Source organism: Pseudomonas trutticola BRTCR10 (assembly GCF_056155105.1).
Genome location: NZ_CM149552.1, coordinates 4,440,922 through 4,457,872 on the forward strand (window position 1 = coordinate 4,440,922; position 16,951 = coordinate 4,457,872).

At 58.4% G+C, this 16,951-nt stretch carries 12 protein-coding genes; 3 read left to right on the forward strand and 9 right to left on the reverse strand.

What is annotated here, in order from left to right; translation table 11 throughout:
* Positions 1–86 precede the first annotated feature (86 nt).
* From topA to ACVVH8_RS20140, 5 genes are all read right to left on the reverse strand, one after another.
* Positions 87–2,720, reverse strand: a complete 2,634-nt coding sequence (gene topA / locus ACVVH8_RS20120) for a type I DNA topoisomerase (protein WP_213026137.1) — start codon at positions 2,718–2,720, stop codon at positions 87–89.
* Between the two features lie 114 nt (positions 2,721–2,834).
* The gene (locus ACVVH8_RS20125; protein ID WP_103305065.1) at positions 2,835–3,071 is read right to left on the reverse strand and encodes a DUF1653 domain-containing protein; all 237 of its coding nucleotides are present in this window, start codon (positions 3,069–3,071) and stop codon (positions 2,835–2,837) included.
* Positions 3,072–3,169: 98 nt separating this feature from the next.
* Positions 3,170–4,345, reverse strand: coding sequence for an acetyl-CoA C-acyltransferase FadA (gene fadA / locus ACVVH8_RS20130; protein WP_102356365.1), 1,176 nt, complete (start codon positions 4,343–4,345; stop codon positions 3,170–3,172).
* A gap of 29 nt (positions 4,346–4,374) precedes the next feature.
* Entirely contained in the window at positions 4,375–6,522 is a 2,148-nt protein-coding gene (gene fadB, locus ACVVH8_RS20135; RefSeq protein ID WP_103305064.1) for a fatty acid oxidation complex subunit alpha FadB, read from the reverse strand.
* A gap of 528 nt (positions 6,523–7,050) precedes the next feature.
* Positions 7,051–7,488, reverse strand: a complete 438-nt coding sequence (locus tag ACVVH8_RS20140) for a hypothetical protein (RefSeq protein WP_213026139.1) — start codon at positions 7,486–7,488, stop codon at positions 7,051–7,053.
* Between the two features lie 103 nt (positions 7,489–7,591).
* Between ACVVH8_RS20140 and ACVVH8_RS20145 the strand changes: the two genes are divergently transcribed.
* Entirely contained in the window at positions 7,592–8,029 is a 438-nt protein-coding gene (locus ACVVH8_RS20145) for a universal stress protein (protein WP_007910454.1), read from the forward strand.
* Positions 8,030–8,155: 126 nt separating this feature from the next.
* On the opposite strand, the gene ACVVH8_RS20150 is transcribed toward ACVVH8_RS20145, so the two are convergent.
* Positions 8,156–10,078, reverse strand: a complete 1,923-nt coding sequence (locus ACVVH8_RS20150) for an ATP-binding cassette domain-containing protein (RefSeq protein WP_475225900.1) — start codon at positions 10,076–10,078, stop codon at positions 8,156–8,158.
* 214 nt (positions 10,079–10,292) lie between these two features.
* Between ACVVH8_RS20150 and ACVVH8_RS20155 the strand changes: the two genes are divergently transcribed.
* The gene (locus tag ACVVH8_RS20155) at positions 10,293–12,221 is read left to right on the forward strand and encodes a transglycosylase SLT domain-containing protein (RefSeq protein WP_475225903.1); all 1,929 of its coding nucleotides are present in this window, start codon (positions 10,293–10,295) and stop codon (positions 12,219–12,221) included.
* Between the two features lie 80 nt (positions 12,222–12,301).
* On the opposite strand, the gene ACVVH8_RS20160 is transcribed toward ACVVH8_RS20155, so the two are convergent.
* Together ACVVH8_RS20160 and ACVVH8_RS20165 are read right to left on the reverse strand one after the other, a co-directional pair.
* Positions 12,302–13,330 (reverse strand): Fic family protein, encoded by a 1,029-nt coding sequence (locus tag ACVVH8_RS20160; RefSeq protein ID WP_475225905.1) that lies wholly within the window; start codon positions 13,328–13,330, stop codon positions 12,302–12,304.
* A gap of 57 nt (positions 13,331–13,387) precedes the next feature.
* Positions 13,388–15,172: an ABC transporter transmembrane domain-containing protein gene (locus ACVVH8_RS20165; protein ID WP_475225908.1), complete on the reverse strand. Its 1,785-nt coding sequence runs from the start codon at positions 15,170–15,172 to the stop codon at positions 13,388–13,390.
* 256 nt (positions 15,173–15,428) lie between these two features.
* On the opposite strand from ACVVH8_RS20165, the gene ACVVH8_RS20170 reads away from it, so the two are divergent.
* On the forward strand, positions 15,429–15,608 hold the full coding sequence (locus tag ACVVH8_RS20170; protein WP_213026143.1) for a PA1571 family protein: 180 nt from the start codon (positions 15,429–15,431) through the stop codon (positions 15,606–15,608).
* 181 nt (positions 15,609–15,789) lie between these two features.
* On the opposite strand, the gene pdxB is transcribed toward ACVVH8_RS20170, so the two are convergent.
* Positions 15,790–16,932, reverse strand: coding sequence for a 4-phosphoerythronate dehydrogenase PdxB (gene pdxB / locus ACVVH8_RS20175; RefSeq protein ID WP_475225910.1), 1,143 nt, complete (start codon positions 16,930–16,932; stop codon positions 15,790–15,792).
* Between the last annotated feature and the right edge of the window lie 19 nt (positions 16,933–16,951).

Genomic DNA, 16,951 nt, shown 5'->3' on the forward strand with positions numbered 1-16,951 from the left:
AGCCGATCCCACCGCAAGCACAAAACAAAAAGGCCGCATGAAAACCCGAAGGTTGTCATACGGCCTTTTCAGTACCTGACTAACGCTTACTCGGCCTTGGCCTTCGCACTGCGCTTGTCTTCAACCGTCCACTTGCCACCGTCGAAATACGCCTTCCAACCGGTAGGCTTGCCGTCGACTTCAGTCTGCACGTACTGCTCCTTGGTCTTGCGGCTGTAGCGGATCACTGCTGGCAAACCATCAGGATCCTTCTGCGGCGCATCGCACAGGAAGTGGTACTTCGGATCGATCTCATCCTTGTGCGGCAGAATCTCGATCACCAGTGGAGCACGGGTCTCACGGTTTTTCGGGAACTGACTGGCCGCCAGGAACAGGCCGGACGCACCGTCACGCAGGATATAGGTGTCGTTGACCTTTTCGCATTTCAGCTCAGGCATCTTCACCGGATCCATCTTCGGCGGCGCCGCATCACCACTCTTCAGCAGTTTGCGGGTGTTTTTGCACGTCGGGTTGGTGCAGCCGAAGAACTTGCCGAAGCGGCCAGTCTTGAGCTGCATCTCGCTGCCGCACTTGTCGCACTCCAGGCTCGGACCTTCGTAGCCCTTGATGCGATAGCTGCCCTCTTCGATTTCGTAGCCAGCGCAATCCGGGTTGTTACCGCAGATGTGCAGCTTGCGCTTCTCGTCGAGCAGGTAGGCGTCCATCGCCGTGCTGCAGATCGGGCAGCGATGCTTGCCACGCAGTACCAACGATTCCGACTCACCTTCGTCGTCCGCCGCGATTTCGTCGCCCGGCACCAGGTTGACCGTGGCCTTGCAGCGCTCTTTCGGCGGCAGGCTGTAGCCCGAGCAACCGAGGAAAACGCCGGTCGAAGCAGTACGGATCTGCATCGGACGACCGCAAGTGGTGCACGGAATATCGGTCATGACCGGCTGGTTGGCACGCATGCCATTTTCCGGATTTTCGGCTACTTCGAGTTTCTTTTTGAAATCGCCGTAAAACTCGTCCAGCACGTTTTTCCAGTCGCGCTCGCCCTGAGCCACGTCATCGAGGTTCTCTTCCATGCCGGCGGTGAAACCGTAGTCCATGAGGTTCGAGAAGCTCTCCGACAGACGCTCGGTAACGATGTCGCCCATCTTTTCCGAGTAGAAACGGCGGTTGTGCAGGGTCACGTAGCCGCGATCCTGGATGGTCGAAATGATCGCTGCGTAGGTCGAAGGACGACCGATGCCGCGTTTCTCCATTTCCTTGACCAGGCTGGCTTCGGAGTAACGGGCCGGCGGCTTGGTAAAGTGCTGGGACGGATCAAGCTTGATCAGCTTCATCACGTCGCCCTGCGCCATGTCTGGCAGAACGTCGTCATCGCCAGGCTTGGCAATCTGCGGCATCACGCGGGTGTAACCGTCGAACTTGAGGATACGGCCTTTGGCACGCAGCTCGAAGTCACCAGCGCCGACGCTGACCGTGGTCGACAGGTATTGCGCCGGTAGCATCTGGCACGCCAGGAACTGACGCCAGATCAGCTCGTAGAGACGCTCAGCATCACGCTCCATGCCCGTCAGCTTGCTCGGGATGGTGTTGGCGTCAGACGGACGAATCGCTTCGTGAGCCTCTTGCGCGCCTTCTTTGCTGCTGTAGACATTCGGCGTTTCCGGCAGGTACTTCTTGCCGAATTCGTCTTCGATGTAAGCACGTGCCATCGTCACGGCATCGGCCGAGAGGTTGGTCGAGTCGGTACGCATATAAGTGATGTAGCCGGCTTCGTACAGACGCTGGGCCATCATCATGGTTTTCTTCACGCCGAAGCCCAGGCGATTGCTCGCAGCCTGTTGCAAAGTGGACGTGATGAACGGCGCCGACGGCTTGCTGCTGGTCGGTTTGTCTTCGCGCTTGACGATGCTGTAGCTGGAAGCCTTGAGCTTCTCCAGCGCGGCCATGGCCTGAGCTTCGTTCAGCGGCTTGAAGGCTTCGCCCTTTTCGCGAGCGACTTCGAAACGCACGGTCGAGCCTTTGGTGGTGCCGAGATCGGCATGCACTTCCCAGTACTCTTCCGGGTTGAAAGCACGAATTTCGCGCTCACGCTCGACCACCAGCTTCACGGCAACCGATTGCACGCGACCGGCGGACAGGCCACGGGCGATCTTCGCCCACAGCAGCGGCGAAACCATGTAACCCACAACGCGATCGAGGAAACGACGCGCCTGTTGTGCGTTGACGCGATCGATATCCAGCTCGCCCGGTTCCGAGAAGGCTTCCTGAATCGCCTTCTTGGTGATTTCGTTGAACACCACGCGCTTGTAGCGGCTGTCGTCACCACCGATGGCTTCGCGCAGGTGCCAGGCAATGGCTTCCCCCTCGCGATCCAAGTCGGTTGCGAGATAGATGGTGTCAGCATCTTTGGCGAGCCGGCGCAGCTCTTCGATGACCTTCTCTTTGCCCGGGAGGATCTCGTACTGGGCTTTCCACCCATGATCGGGATCGACCCCCATACGCGAGACGAGCTGCTTGCGCGCTTTCTCTTTCGGCGAGAGCACCGGACCTTCGCCCGCAGCAGCCTTGCCGCGCTTGGCGGCTGGCTCTTTGCTGGCGCTAGCCGAACCGCTGGTGGGCAGGTCTCGGATATGGCCGATACTCGACTTCACCACGTATTGGTTACCCAGATACTTGTTGATGGTCTTGGCCTTAGCCGGGGATTCCACAATGACCAGCGATTTGCCCATGGATCAGAAAATTCCTGAATTCTAGAAGTGAAAGGCGGTTGGCGCCTGACGCGGCACCGCTATATATAGTTGATACAAGGTGAGGTCAAGCACAGGGTTCTGTGCGAACTCGCCTTATGCCCTGGAAAAAAGGCTCGGTTCGGCTTGCACCAAAGCAAAGCGTGGCACCTGCTCGCCGTCAACCTCGACCGACTCGAGAAACATGCTCAAGGGGCGAACCCAAAAGCCGTAATCGCCATACAGGGCTTGGTAAAACACCACTTCTTCTTCGGTTTCGGAATGCCGCGCAACACTGAATACGCGGTACTGCGGACCTTTGTAATGTTGGTAGAGCCCAGGTTGTATCGGCACGCTTCGGCCCTCACTCAAATTTTTTCAAAATAAAAACAAAATAAATCCACAAAAACAAAAACCGGGGCACTTGGCCCCGGCTTCCATCGACGAGACGCTTAAACGCGTTCGAAGACGGTGGAGATGCCTTGGCCGAGACCAATGCACATAGTGGCCACCCCGAAGGTGCCGCTATTCTGCTTCATCACGTTCAGCAAGGTGCCGGAAATACGGGCACCGGAGCAACCGAACGGGTGACCCAGGGCGATCGCGCCGCCGTGCAGGTTAACCTTCTCGTTCATCTTGTCGAGCACTTTCAGATCTTTCAGCACTGGCAGAGCCTGTGCAGCGAAAGCTTCGTTGAGCTCGAAGAAGTCGATATCGTTGATGCCAAGGCCCGCACGCTTCAGGGCTTTTTGTGTTGCCGGAACTGGACCATAGCCCATGATCGCCGGATCCACACCCGCCACTGCCATCGAACGGATAACTGCCATCGGCTGGATACCCAGATCCTGCGCACGCTGCGCCGACATCACGATCATGCACGAAGCACCATCGGTGATCTGCGACGAAGTACCGGCAGTCACGGTGCCGCCCTTTGGATTGAAGGCAGGCTTGAGGGCCGCCAGACTTTCCAGGGTGGTTTCCGGACGAATGGTTTCGTCGTAGTCGAACAGTTTCAGGAAACCGTTCTCGTCGTAGCCCTGCATCGGGATGATTTCGTCTTTGAACTTGCCTTCCACAGTTGCCTTGTGGGCCAGCTGGTGGGAACGCACGCCGAAAGCGTCCTGTTGTTCGCGAGTGATGCCGTGCATTTTGCCGAGCATTTCAGCGGTCAGGCCCATCATGCCCGAGGCTTTCGCCGCGTACAGCGACATGTGCGGGTTCGGATCGACACCGTGCATCATGCTCACGTGGCCCATATGCTCGACGCCGCCAACCACGAATACGTCACCGTTGCCAGTCATGATCGCTTGTGCAGCGGTGTGCAGCGCGCTCATCGACGAGCCACACAGACGGCTGACGGTCTGGCCAGCCGAAGTGTGCGGAATCTGGGTCATCAGCGACGCCATGCGCGCGATGTTCCAGCCCTGCTCCAGGGTCTGGTTGACGCAGCCCCAGATCACGTCTTCGACTTCAGCAGGATCGACCTTGCTGTTGCGTTCCAGCAATTTGCTGATCAGGTGCGCCGACATGTCTTCGGCGCGGGTGTTGCGGTGCATGCCGCCCTTGGAGCGGCCCATCGGAGTACGACCGAAGTCGACAATCACGACGTCTCTAGGATTCAAGCTCATAAGTTCACTCTCACTCTAGTTGGGGGCGCTTAACCGAAGAAGCTCTGGCCGTTTTTGGCCATTTCGCGCAGCTTCGCGGTCGGGTGGTACAGCGCGCCCAAATCAGCGTACTGGTCAGCCAGGGCAACGAACTCGGCAACACCGATCGAATCGATGTAGCGCAGTGCACCGCCACGGAATGGAGGGAAACCGATACCGTAGACCAGACCCATGTCGGCTTCGGCGGCAGTTTCAACGATGCCGTCTTCCAGGCAACGCACGGTTTCCAGGCACAGCGGGATCATCATCCAGTTGATGATGTCTTCGTCGGTGACTTCGCGTTGCTCGTAAACGATCGGCTTGAGCACTTCCAGTACCGACGGATCGGCGACCTTCTTCTGCTTGCCTTTCTTGTCGGCCTCGTAGGCATAGAAGCCCTTGCCGTTCTTCTGGCCCAGGCGCTTGGCTTCGTAAAGCACGTCGATGGCCGAGCGACGGTCATCTTTCATGCGATCCGGGAAGCCTTCAGCCATCACGTCACGACCGTGGTGACCGGTGTCGATGCCGACTACGTCCATCAGGTATGCCGGGCCCATTGGCCAGCCGAATTTTTCCATGACCTTGTCGATACGGACGAAGTCGACACCGGCGCTGACCAGTTTGGCGAAACCGCCGAAGTACGGGAACAGCACGCGGTTGACCAGGAAGCCCGGGCAGTCATTGACGACGATCGGGTTCTTGCCCATTTTCTTGGCGTAAGCAACAGTGGTGGCAACGGCCAGCTCGCTGGACTTCTCGCCACGGATCACTTCCACCAGCGGCATCATGTGCACCGGGTTGAAGAAGTGCATGCCGACGAAGTTTTCCGGACGCTTGAGGGCCTTGGCCAGCAAGCTGATGGAAATGGTCGAGGTGTTGGACGCGAGGATGGTGTCCTCTTTGACCTGGGCTTCGACTTCAGCCAGTACGGCTTGCTTTACCTTCGGGTTCTCGACCACAGCTTCGACAACCAGATCAACGTGACCGAAGTCGCCGTAGGACAGGGTCGGACGAATGCCGTTGAGCACTTCAGCCATTTTCGCAGCGGTCATGCGACCTTTATCAACGCGGCCAACCAGCAGCTTGGCGGCTTCGGCCAGCCCCTGTTCGATACCGTGTTCGTTGATGTCCTTCATCAGGATCGGCGTGCCTTTGGAGGCCGACTGGTAGGCGATACCGCCACCCATGATGCCAGCACCAAGCACAGCGGCCTGCTTCACGTCTTTGGCGATTTCGTCGTAGGCCTTGGCCTTTTTCTTCAGCTCCTGATCATTCAGGAACAGGCCGATCAAGCTTTGCGCGGCAGAGGTCTTGGCCAACTTGACGAAACCTGCAGCTTCGATTTCCAGCGCCTTGTCACGACCGAAGTTCGCGGCTTTCTGGATGGTCTTGATTGCTTCAACCGGCGCCGGGTAGTTCGGGCCAGCTTGACCGGCGACGAAACCTTTGGCGGTTTCGAAAGCCATCATCTGTTCAATGGCGTTCAGCTTGAGTTTTTCAAGTTTCGGCTGACGCTTGGCCTTGAAGTCGAACTCGCCGGAGATAGCGCGCTTGATCAGTTCCAGGGCAGCTTCCTGCAGCTTCTCAGGAGCAACCACGGCGTCGACGGCGCTGACTTTCAGGGCGTCTTCAGGGCGGTTTTCCTTGCCGGCGGCAATCCATTCGATGGCGTTGTCGACACCAATCAGACGCGGTAGACGCACGGTGCCGCCGAAGCCTGGGTAGATGCCCAGTTTGACTTCCGGCAGACCGATCTTGGCCTTGGTTGACATGACGCGATAGTCAGCCGCCAGGCACATTTCCAGACCACCACCGAGAGCAATGCCGTTGATCGCGGCTACTGTCGGAACGTTGAGGTCTTCGAAATCGCTGAAGATCTTGTTGGCTTCGAGATTGCCAGCAACCAGCTCGGCATCCGGCAGCTTGAAGTTGTCGACAAATTCGGTGATGTCGGCGCCGACGATGAACACGTCCTTGCCACTGCTGACGATCACGCCCTTGATCGAAGCATCTGCCTTGATGGTGTCTACGGCCTGACGCAGTTCGTTCAGGGTTAGACGGTTGAACTTGTTGACGGACTCACCCTTGAGGTCGAATTTCAATTCGACGATGCCACTTTCAAGAGCTTTAACCGTGATGGCTTTACCTTCGTAAATCATCAACTGATCTCCACGATATGGAAGCTGAACAGTACACGTCGGACGCAGGCGAATGGCTTGGCAAGACGCTTTTTCGTCGATGCTGACGCCAATCCACCCGGCACACCCGCCAACGCGATAGTCGGGATTCTGTAGGAGCGGTCTGTAAGACAAACGCTCAATTCATACGCCCGTTTGATTTGGGTACGTCACCTTCACGGAATTTCCGACAATTGTCAATCGCCCAAAATACGGGTTGAAATGCGACTTTGCGGTCATTTCCGTACCACGAAGACCGGCAACACGCGTCTGCATGTGAAGCCATTCATAGAATCAATAGTTAGAAAATTCGCCCTAATTCGCAACGAGCCCTGTTTAAAAGGCTACGCTGGCTGGGACTACAGAGAAAGTGCGTGTGCCGCTCGACGCGACCGGCATCAAAAAAATTTTCCGGCCTGCCTGGCCAACCCAGCCCGATGAATCATGTCGGGCTTTTTATTGCTCGTCTGCCGGACGCTTCACACCATTGCAGTGCGAAAAGTCCGCGCGTCATGCCAGCGCTTTCAGTGTGGCGTCGATATCCTGCAGAACCGTTGCTTCGCCCTTCTCGCCCCAATACAAGGCGATCATCTGTTTATCCGCCTCGACCTTGTAGACATTGTCCGGCAATTTTTCGAAATGATTGAGCAGTGCCCGATCCTCGCAGACCTCCTGCCACTGATTGACCCAGACACCCGGCGATTTTTGCCAGTAAGTCCAGCACGCCGGCTGATTGCCACGCCGCGGGCGATGGTACTGCGCGCAGGGGCTTGGCGGCTCTTGCGAGAGCCAATGCGGCCACTCCTGAGGCGCCAGTTGCATGGCCAGCCCGATGCGCCGCGCCTCCATACGCAGGGCGATGCGCCCGCTCTGCGCGCGCGATGGACGCAACCATGCCAGCGGACTCAATACCACCAGCAGGATTGACACCACTATCCAGACCGTCATATCTGTACTCCCGAATCTTGATGAGCCCATTGCGTCACTTTGGAACCAATGCGCTTGAAACCAGCCATACTTAACAATATTGAACCCTCACGAGGAGCACCTCATGCCCTACCACCACATCCTGGTCGCCGTAGACCTGACTGAAGAGTGCGACCCTGTCATCCACCGCGCTCGAGAGCTGTCGGTGAGCAACGGCGCAAAGCTGTCGCTGGTGCATATCGTCGAGCCGATGGCCATGGCGTTCGGTGGCGACGTGCCAATGGACCTGTCACAACTGCAACAGCAACAGTTCGATCAGGCCAAAGAGCGGCTTGAGCGCTTGAAACTCAAGTACTCCGAACTCGAAGGCGCCAACTGCCACTTGACCTACGGCCAGCCACGCCAGGAAATCCATCATTTCGCCAAGGAACAGGCGTGCGATCTGATCGTTGTCGGCAGCCATGGTCGTCACGGTCTGGCATTGCTGCTCGGCTCGACCGCCAACGATGTACTGCACGGCGCACCTTGCGATGTGCTGGCGGTGCACCTGGTCAAACGCTGAGATACATAACCTGTCGGAGCGAGCAGCCCGCCCCAACAATGGATCCGCATCGACCTGTAGCTCGCATCGCATATGAAAAGCCCGGCGTTCATCACTGAACGCCGGGCTTTTTCACATCAGAGACAATCAGGCATCCAGCTCGGCCCAACGCTCCACCAACGCATCCAGCTCAGCCTGCAACTGCTCCAGCGAAGCAATCACCTTGGCCGTTTCAGCCGCCGGACGCTGGTAGAAACCGGCTTCAGCCATCTCAGCCTCAACAGCAGCGATCTGCTGTTCCTTGGCATCAATGTCGCCCGGCAACGCTTCCAGCTCACGCTGCAATTTGTAGCTCAGCTTCTTCTTGGCTGCCGGAGCAGTTGGCGCAGGCGTTGCGACTACAGCAGGTTCGGCAGTGACCACCGCCGAATTCAGGTCAGCCTTGCCCGACTTGCTTTCGGTCACGCCCAGCAGGCGCGGCGAGCCGCCCTGACGGATCCAGTCCTGATAGCCACCGACGTATTCACGCACCTTGCCTTCACCTTCGAAGACCAGCGTACTGGTGACCACGTTGTCGAGGAATGCCCGGTCGTGACTGACCATCAGCACGGTGCCGTTGAAGGTCAGCAGCACTTCTTCGAGCAGCTCGAGGGTTTCCACGTCGAGGTCGTTGGTCGGTTCGTCGAGGACCAGCAGGTTCGCCGGTTTGCTGAACAGTTTGGCCAGCAAAAGACGCGCACGCTCACCACCCGACAGCGCCTTGACCGGCGTGCGGGCACGCTGCGGGCTGAACAGGAAGTCGCCAAGGTAGCTCAGTACGTGACGGCTCTGACCGTCGATATCGATGAAGTCGCGACCTTCGGCAACGTTATCGATAACGGTTTTTTCCAGATCCAGTTGATGGCGCAACTGGTCGAAGTAAGCCACGTCGATCCGCGTACCCTCCTCCACTGTGCCGCTGGTCGGTTGCAGACCGCTGAGCATCAGCTTCAACAGAGTGGTCTTGCCGGTACCGTTGGCGCCGAGCAAACCGATACGGTCGCCGCGCGTCAGGACCATCGAGAAATCCTTGATCAGGAACGGGCCGCCCGGGTGAGCGAAACTCACGTTCTCGAGCACCATCACCTGCTTGCCGGATTTGTCGGCAGTGTCCAGCTGAATGTTGGCCTTGCCGGTGCGCTCACGACGCTCGCTGCGCTCAACACGCAGGGCTTTAAGAGCACGGACGCGGCCTTCGTTACGGGTGCGACGGGCCTTGATGCCCTGGCGAATCCAGACTTCTTCCTGAGCCAGTTTCTTGTCGAACAACGCGTTCGCGGTTTCTTCGGCCGCCAGCGCAGCCTCTTTGTGCACGAGGAAACTGGCGTAGTCGCCGTTCCAGTCGATCAGACCGCCGCGATCCAGTTCAAGGATGCGCGTGGCAAGGTTTTGCAGGAAGGAACGGTCGTGCGTGATGAACAGCACGGCGCCCTGGAAATCTTTCAGCGCTTCTTCAAGCCAGGCAATCGCACCGATGTCCAGGTGGTTGGTCGGTTCGTCGAGCAGCAGCAGATCCGGCTCGGACACCAGCGCCTGCGCCAGCAGCACGCGACGACGCCAGCCGCCGGACAACTGGGCGAGGGTCTTGTCGGCCGGCAGTTGCAGGCGGCTCAGGGTACTTTCGACCAGGGTCTGCAAGCGCCAGCCATCACGGGCTTCGAGGTCTTGCTGAACGTGCATCAGCTTGTTGAGGTCTTCTTCAGTGACGCAGTTCTGCGCAAGGTGATGGTACTCGGCGAGCAACGCGCCCACACCATCGAGGCCTTCGGCAACCACGTCGAACACAGTCCGATCGTCGGCCACTGGCAATTCTTGCGGCAATTCGCCGATTTTCAGACCGGGGGCACGCCACACCGAGCCGTCATCGGGCTTCTGGTCGCCCTTGACCAGTTTCATCATGCTGGACTTGCCGGTGCCGTTGCGGCCGATGATGCACACCCGCTCACCACGGGCGATCTGCCAGGACACCTTGTCCAACAACGGCATCGCGCCGAATGCAAGGGACACATCGCTGAATTTGAGCAGGGTCATGAGCTTCTCCAAAAACCGGGCGCGCATTCTACCTGACTTAGGGCTTCAGCAGGCCGGCAATTTGTCTGTCGAAGCACTCTGCACAACATTTGTTGCGAACTTGTGCTGTGAGGCCCGCAAAGCTTTCGCCGCTTGCTGGCAAAAGGCTAAGCTACAGACAATTCAGTGCTGATTCAGGTCGGCACTTGTCATGATTTCTCTGCCCGGATGTCTCATGCGCAGTCGCCTTCTCAGTGTTTTGTCCTGTTTGCTACTTACCGCCGCTGCCGCTCAATCCGCCCAGGCGGTGGACCTGTCCACCCAACGCCAGTATTACGATGAAGCCAAACGCGCGCTGGCCAAGGGCGATACCGGGCCGTATTTCCGCTACAGCCAGGCCTTGGCCGATTATCCGCTGGAACCATACCTCGCTTACGACGAACTGACCGCGCGCCTGAAAACCGCGAGCAACGCCGAAATCGAGAAATTCCTCGCCGAGCACGGCGACCTGCCCCAGGCCAACTGGATGAAGCTGCGCTGGTTGCGCTGGCTCGCCGACCGTGGCGACTGGGCCACCTTCGTCAAATATTACGACCCGAAACTCAACTTCACTGAACTCGACTGCCTCAATGCGCAGTACCAGATCAGTAGCGGCCACAAGGGCGAAGGCTATGCCAATGCCGACAAACTGTGGCTGACCGGCAAATCGCAACCGGCGGCCTGCGACGCGCTGTTCGGCATCTGGGCCGCCGATGGCCAGCTCACCGAACAGAAACGCTGGGAACGCACCAAGCTCGCCGCCCAGGCACGCAACTATCCACTGGCCAACAGTCTGGTCAACGGCCTGACCACCCTCGCCCCGCGCGGTCGTTTGCTGGTGGATGTGGCGCAAAAACCGGAGTTGCTCAATCAACCTTCGCGCTTCACCCCGGCCGATGAGCCGATGTCCGATGTGGTCAGCCTCGGCTTGCGCCGACTGGCACGTCAGGATCCGGACAAGGCCATGGCGTTGCTCGACGGTTACGCCAGCAGCATGCATTTCTCCCGCGATGAAAAAGTCGCGATTGCCCGGGAAATCGGTCTGACCCTCGCTCGGCGTTTCGACAGCCGCGCGCTGGACGTGATGACCAAATACGACCCGGAGTTGCGCGACAACACCGTCTCGGAATGGCGTTTGCGCCTATTGCTGCGCCTCGCTCGCTGGGACGACGCATACGAACTGACCAAGCGTCTTCCGCAAGACCTGGCCACCACCAACCGCTGGCGCTACTGGCAGGCGCGTAGCCTTGAACTGGCCCAGCCGCAGAACCCGCAAGCACAAACCCTGTACAAAAATCTGGCGCGGGAACGGGACTTCTACGGTTTCCTCGCCGCTGACCGCTCGCAGTCGCCCTACTCGCTCAACAACAAGCCATTGGTGCTGAGCCAGGCGCTAATCAACAAAGTGCGCAACACGCCGGGCGTGCGCCGTGCGCTGGAATTCCATGCCCGCGGGCAGATCGTCGACGGTCGCCGCGAGTGGTATCACGTCAGCCGCCACTTCAATCGCGACGAAATGGTGGCCCAGGCCAAACTCGCCTACGACCTGAAATGGTATTTCCCGGCGATCCGCACGATCAGTCAGGCGCAATACTGGGACGATCTGGATATCCGCTTCCCGATGGCCCACCGCGAAACCCTCGTGCGTGAAGCCAAGGTACGTGGGCTGCATTCGAGCTGGGTGTTCGCGATCACCCGTCAGGAAAGTGCGTTTATGGACGACGCTCGCTCCGGCGTCGGCGCCAGTGGCCTGATGCAGTTGATGCCCGGCACCGCCAAGGAAACCGCGCGCAAGTTCAGCATCCCGCTGGCCTCGCCACAGCAGGTGCTCGATCCCGACAAGAACATCCAGCTCGGCGCCGCTTACCTGAGCCAGGTCCATAGCCAGTTCAACGGCAACCGCGTCCTCGCTTCCGCCGCCTATAACGCCGGGCCCGGTCGCGTACGCCAATGGCTGCGCGGCGCTGATCACTTGAGTTTCGACGTCTGGGTGGAAAGCATTCCGTTCGACGAAACCCGTCAGTACGTGCAGAACGTGCTGTCTTATTCGGTGATCTACGGCCAGAAGCTCAATTCACCACAGCCACTGGTGGATTGGCACGAGCGGTATTTTGATGATCAGTAATCCAGCGCTTAGTGCCAGATAACGAAAGATGCCCGTATCGCGAGATACGGGCATTTTTTATTGAGCTATCGGCTGCGGACTTAACACTTCAACTTTTTAACCATCATTTTGCCAAGTTGAGTAAGCCGATATTTCTGGGTTGGATTCTTGGGCGATTGAGGATCTGTCATTTCGATCATTCCAGCGGTTAAGGCCGGCTTGAGATAGTTGGATCTGAACGTAGGCTTGTGAGCCAGACTCATCTCTGCCATCACATCACTGATCCTCAAAGAACGGGGTCCCAGAGTTAACAATAATCTTGCTACTAGGTCGGTTACTGGGTCGGTTACTGGGTCACTTGCTGACTCATTAGCGATGGCTTCTCGCAACGAAACATTTAGCGCATGCAACATGTACTCGACGAAAGGCGTTGACTCTCCCTGCCGGTCAGAAGCAGACAAGGCAGAGTAATAGGCATCCTGCTCCTCTCGAATAACCGCTTCGACCGGCAAATACGCCAGGACCGGGCGCCATTGGCTCAATATCAATGTTTGCCACAGCCGTCCCATTCGACCGTTTCCATCAGCAAACGGATGGATGAACTCAAATTCATAGTGGAATACGCAACTGATGATCAGCGGATGCCATTCAGAGCGCACAAGCCATGCCAGTAAGTCATCCATCAACGGTGATATGCGGCTCGGAGGCGGCGCCATATGAACCAGTTGTTCTCCGCGATAAATCCCCACACCCGCTCGACGAAAGTGCCCGCACTCATCAATCAGCCCATGCATCAACATCTCATGCGCTTGAAGCAGGTCAGCCCTGCTGTCAGGCTGCCATTGCGGCATGGTTTCATACGCTGTAAACGCATTGCGCACTTCTTGAATTTCCTTGGGCAAACCTAAAACCCGTTGCCCGGCGAGCACTGCGGTTACCTGCTCGACACTCAATGTATTGTTTTCGATTGCCAAAGAGGCCTGAATCGTACGAATACGATTGCCTCGACGCAGATGAGGCGTCTGCCGACTATCGCCCCCAGCCGAAAGCTGACCGATTTGCTCGCTGATTTCGGCGATCAACGCAATCATTCGTGTGGTTAGGGTCAACGGCGGTTGGTAACGGCTCATGTCCTCATCCAGGCATTCCAAACAGGCCGCCATAATGCCCGATGCGAGCAGTGTCCATCAGACTTGATCAACCGTTACTTTTCCATCGTTGAACTGCAATGACGCCAGCCGCGCATACAGCGGATTGCTGACGATGAGTTCCTGATGGGTGCCAATGGCCACAAGTTTGCCCTGGTCCATCACCGCAATCCGGTCAGCGTTTTTCACCGTGGCCAGTCGATGCGCGATCACCAGCGTGGTGCGGTTCTCCATCAGGCTTGGCAGAGCTTCCTGGATCAGATGCTCGCTTTGCGCATCGAGGGCGCTGGTGGCTTCATCCAGCAGCAGGATCGGCGCGTCGACCAGCAACGCACGGGCAATCGCCAAACGTTGCCGCTGGCCGCCGGAAAGGCCGAGACCACCATCGCCGAGATGGGTCTGGTAACCGTTGGGCATTTTCTCGATGAAGTCGTGGGCATGGGCAATTCTTGCCGCTTGCTTGACCTGGTCCAGCGTCGCCCCCGGGTTGCCGTAGCGAATGTTCTCTTCAACGCTGCCAAAAAACAGTGCTGGCGACTGTGACACCAAGGCGAAGTGGCGGCGCAGGTCCAACGGGTCGAGACGGGTCAGCGGTACGCCATCGATGAGGATCCGTCCTTCCAGCGGGTCATAAAAGCGCAGCAGCAAGTCATACACCGTGGACTTGCCAGCACCGGACGGCCCCACCAGCGCCAGCGTCTCTCCGGCGCGGATAGTCAGATTCAAGCCGTTGACGGCGTAGCTTTCAGGACGCGAGGGGTAGGAAAAACGCACATCCTGCAATTGCAGCTCACCGCGCACCCGCGCCGGCAAGGTCACAAGGCCCGTGGTTGGCGACTGGATGATGTTCTCCGAACGCAGCAATTCAGCGATGCGCTCAGCAGCGCCGGCAGCGCGTTGCAGTTCGCCGATCACTTCGCTCAAAGTACCGATCGCACTGCCCACGATCAGGCTGTAAAAGACAAACGCCGCCAGTTCGCCCCCGGTGATTCGCCCGGCGATCACGTCCATGCCACCGACCCACAACATCACCGCCACCGCGCCCAGCACCAGCACGATCACCATGGTGATCATCCATGAGCGCTGGAAAATGCGTTTGCGCGCGGTGTCGAAAGCGTCCTCCACCGTCGCCGAAAAGCGCTGTTCGTCCTGCACCTGATGGTTGTAGGCCTGCACGGTTTTGATCTGGCCGAGAGTTTCGGAAACGTAGCTGCCGATATCGGCAACCCGGTCCTGACTCAACCGCGACAGGTTTCGTACACGCCGACCGAAAATCAGAATCGGCGCCACCACGAACGGCAAGGCAATCACCACGATGCTGGTGAGTTTTGCGTTGGTCACGAACAGCAGGATGACGCCACCGATGACCATGAGCAGATTACGCAGGAACATCGACAGCGACGAACCGATCACCGATTGCAGCAACGTCGTGTCGGCGGTCAGCCGCGACTGGATCTCCGAACTGCGGTTGTTCTCGTAGAAGCCTGGGTGCAGATAAACCAGATGGTTGAACACCTCGCGGCGAATATCGGCCACGACGCGTTCGCCAATCCAGGACACCCAGTAAAACCGCGCAAACGTACCGACGGCCAGACCCAGCACCATCAACATGAAAATGCCGATGCTCTGATTGAGCTGGTGCGGAGACTGGGTCATGAAGCCCCGATCGACCAGCAGTTTGATCCCCTGCCCCATCGACAACGTGACGGCGGCGGTGACGATCAGCGCCAGCAGCGCACCGATGACTTGCCAGCGGTAAGGGGCCAGAAATCGACTGGTCAGACGCAGCGCGCGACGGTGCCTTGAAGAAAGCTTCGGGGTCATTCAGGTACGCATCCATGGTGATGAAAGGGCTAGCGTAAACCTTCTTTGGGGTGGAACTCTGTAAATCACAATGAGTCAGGTTAAATATGCCCCCAAAGACTAGGCCATAGTTGCTATTGGTCTAACGTCGCAGTTGAGACGAACGGTCATTTCTGTTTGAGTGGAGATGCCGCCGCCGACAGACCGCAGGGAGTTGTCACAGCCCGGTCACGTGGGGGTTTTAACCTAGGCGCACAACCTGATGAGGAGACAGGCCATGTCCTTGCAACACCGCAGCGAAGACAAGATTGAAGTGATCCGCACCAAGCCCGGCCAGACTCTGGGTTGCTCGATTATCGATAAGGACGGGCGTGAAGTACCGATCACTGAAGACATGATCCAGGACGCTTGCCGCGACCTGGAGAAGCGATTGGTCAAGCCTGCCGAACAAAAGTGATATAGCCACCGTCTTCCTGACCCGGCCCCTTTGGCCGGGTTTTTTCTGTCTGTAAATCCGGGATTGTGGTGAAGCTATCGCTGGCAAGCCAGCTCCCACAGGTTTCGCGTGGTACTCACGTTCGGAGTATGACGAAAATCCAGTGGGAGCTGGCTTGCCAGCGATGAAGCCACCCGGATCTCTAAACGGCCACCGCTCCAAGCGCCGCCACAATCTGCCGCAACACGGGCGACTCCCCTTCAATCCGCACCTTCAGCCCTTCAATCTCGCGCCGCACCGGATACTGCTTGCGCAACACATCGAACGCCGCACGCTGCTCGCCGACATTGCCTACAAGGCTGCGGCGGAAATCCGCGTCATCCCGGCGGGGGTCGTACACGCCACGGCACAACATCGCCAGCGCCCAGGCCGGATCGCTGTCGGCATGCAAGGTGACTTCCGACAGCCACGGTGCTGGCAAAAGCTCGCTGAGCTGGATGCTCGCGGGCTGGCCGGTGAATTCGCAATACGCCTGATAGATCTGCGCCGTCCCGCGCTGTTTACCGTCAAGGCTGTAACCGGCAATGTGTGGCGTGGCCAGTACGCAGAGTTCGGCCAGTTCGACATCGACTTCGGGCTCGGCTTCCCAGACATCGAGAACGGCTTGCAAGTCTTCACGATGCAGCAGCACTTTGCGCAGTGCGGCGTTATCCACCACAGGACCGCGCGCCGCGTTGATCAGCCAGGCACCGGGCTTGAGCTGTTGCAAACGTTGCTGATCGAACAGATGCCAGGTCGCGCCTGCGCCGCTTCTGGTCAGCGGCGTGTGCAGACTGATCACATCGCATTGCTCAATGATCTGCTCGAGGCTGACGTAATCGCCCCCCTCGGTGGCCTGGCGCGGTGGATCGCAGACTTTGACGTTCCAGCCCAACCCCTTGAGGACCTTGATCAGTCGCCCACCCACCTCACCGGCGCCGACGACACCGTAAGTCCGCTGAGTCAGATCGACACCTTCGATTTCGGCGAGCGTCATCAGACTGCCCAGTACGTAATCGACCACGCCACGGGCATTGCAGCCGGGCGCGCTTGACCAGGTAATGCCGGCCTCGGCGAAGTATTCAAGATCCAGATGATCAGTACCGATGGTGCAGGTGCCGACAAAGCGAACCTTGCTGCCTTCCAGCAACGCGCGGTTGACGTTGGTCACCGAACGCACCAGCAACACGTCGGCCTGCTCCACCGTCGCACGGTTTATGGAACGGCCCGGGACCCGGCGGATCTCACCGAAACCGGCAAAAAAGGCATCGAGCAGCGGGATATTTTCGTCAGCAACAATCAGCATGGCGGGCTCCTTGGGCGGA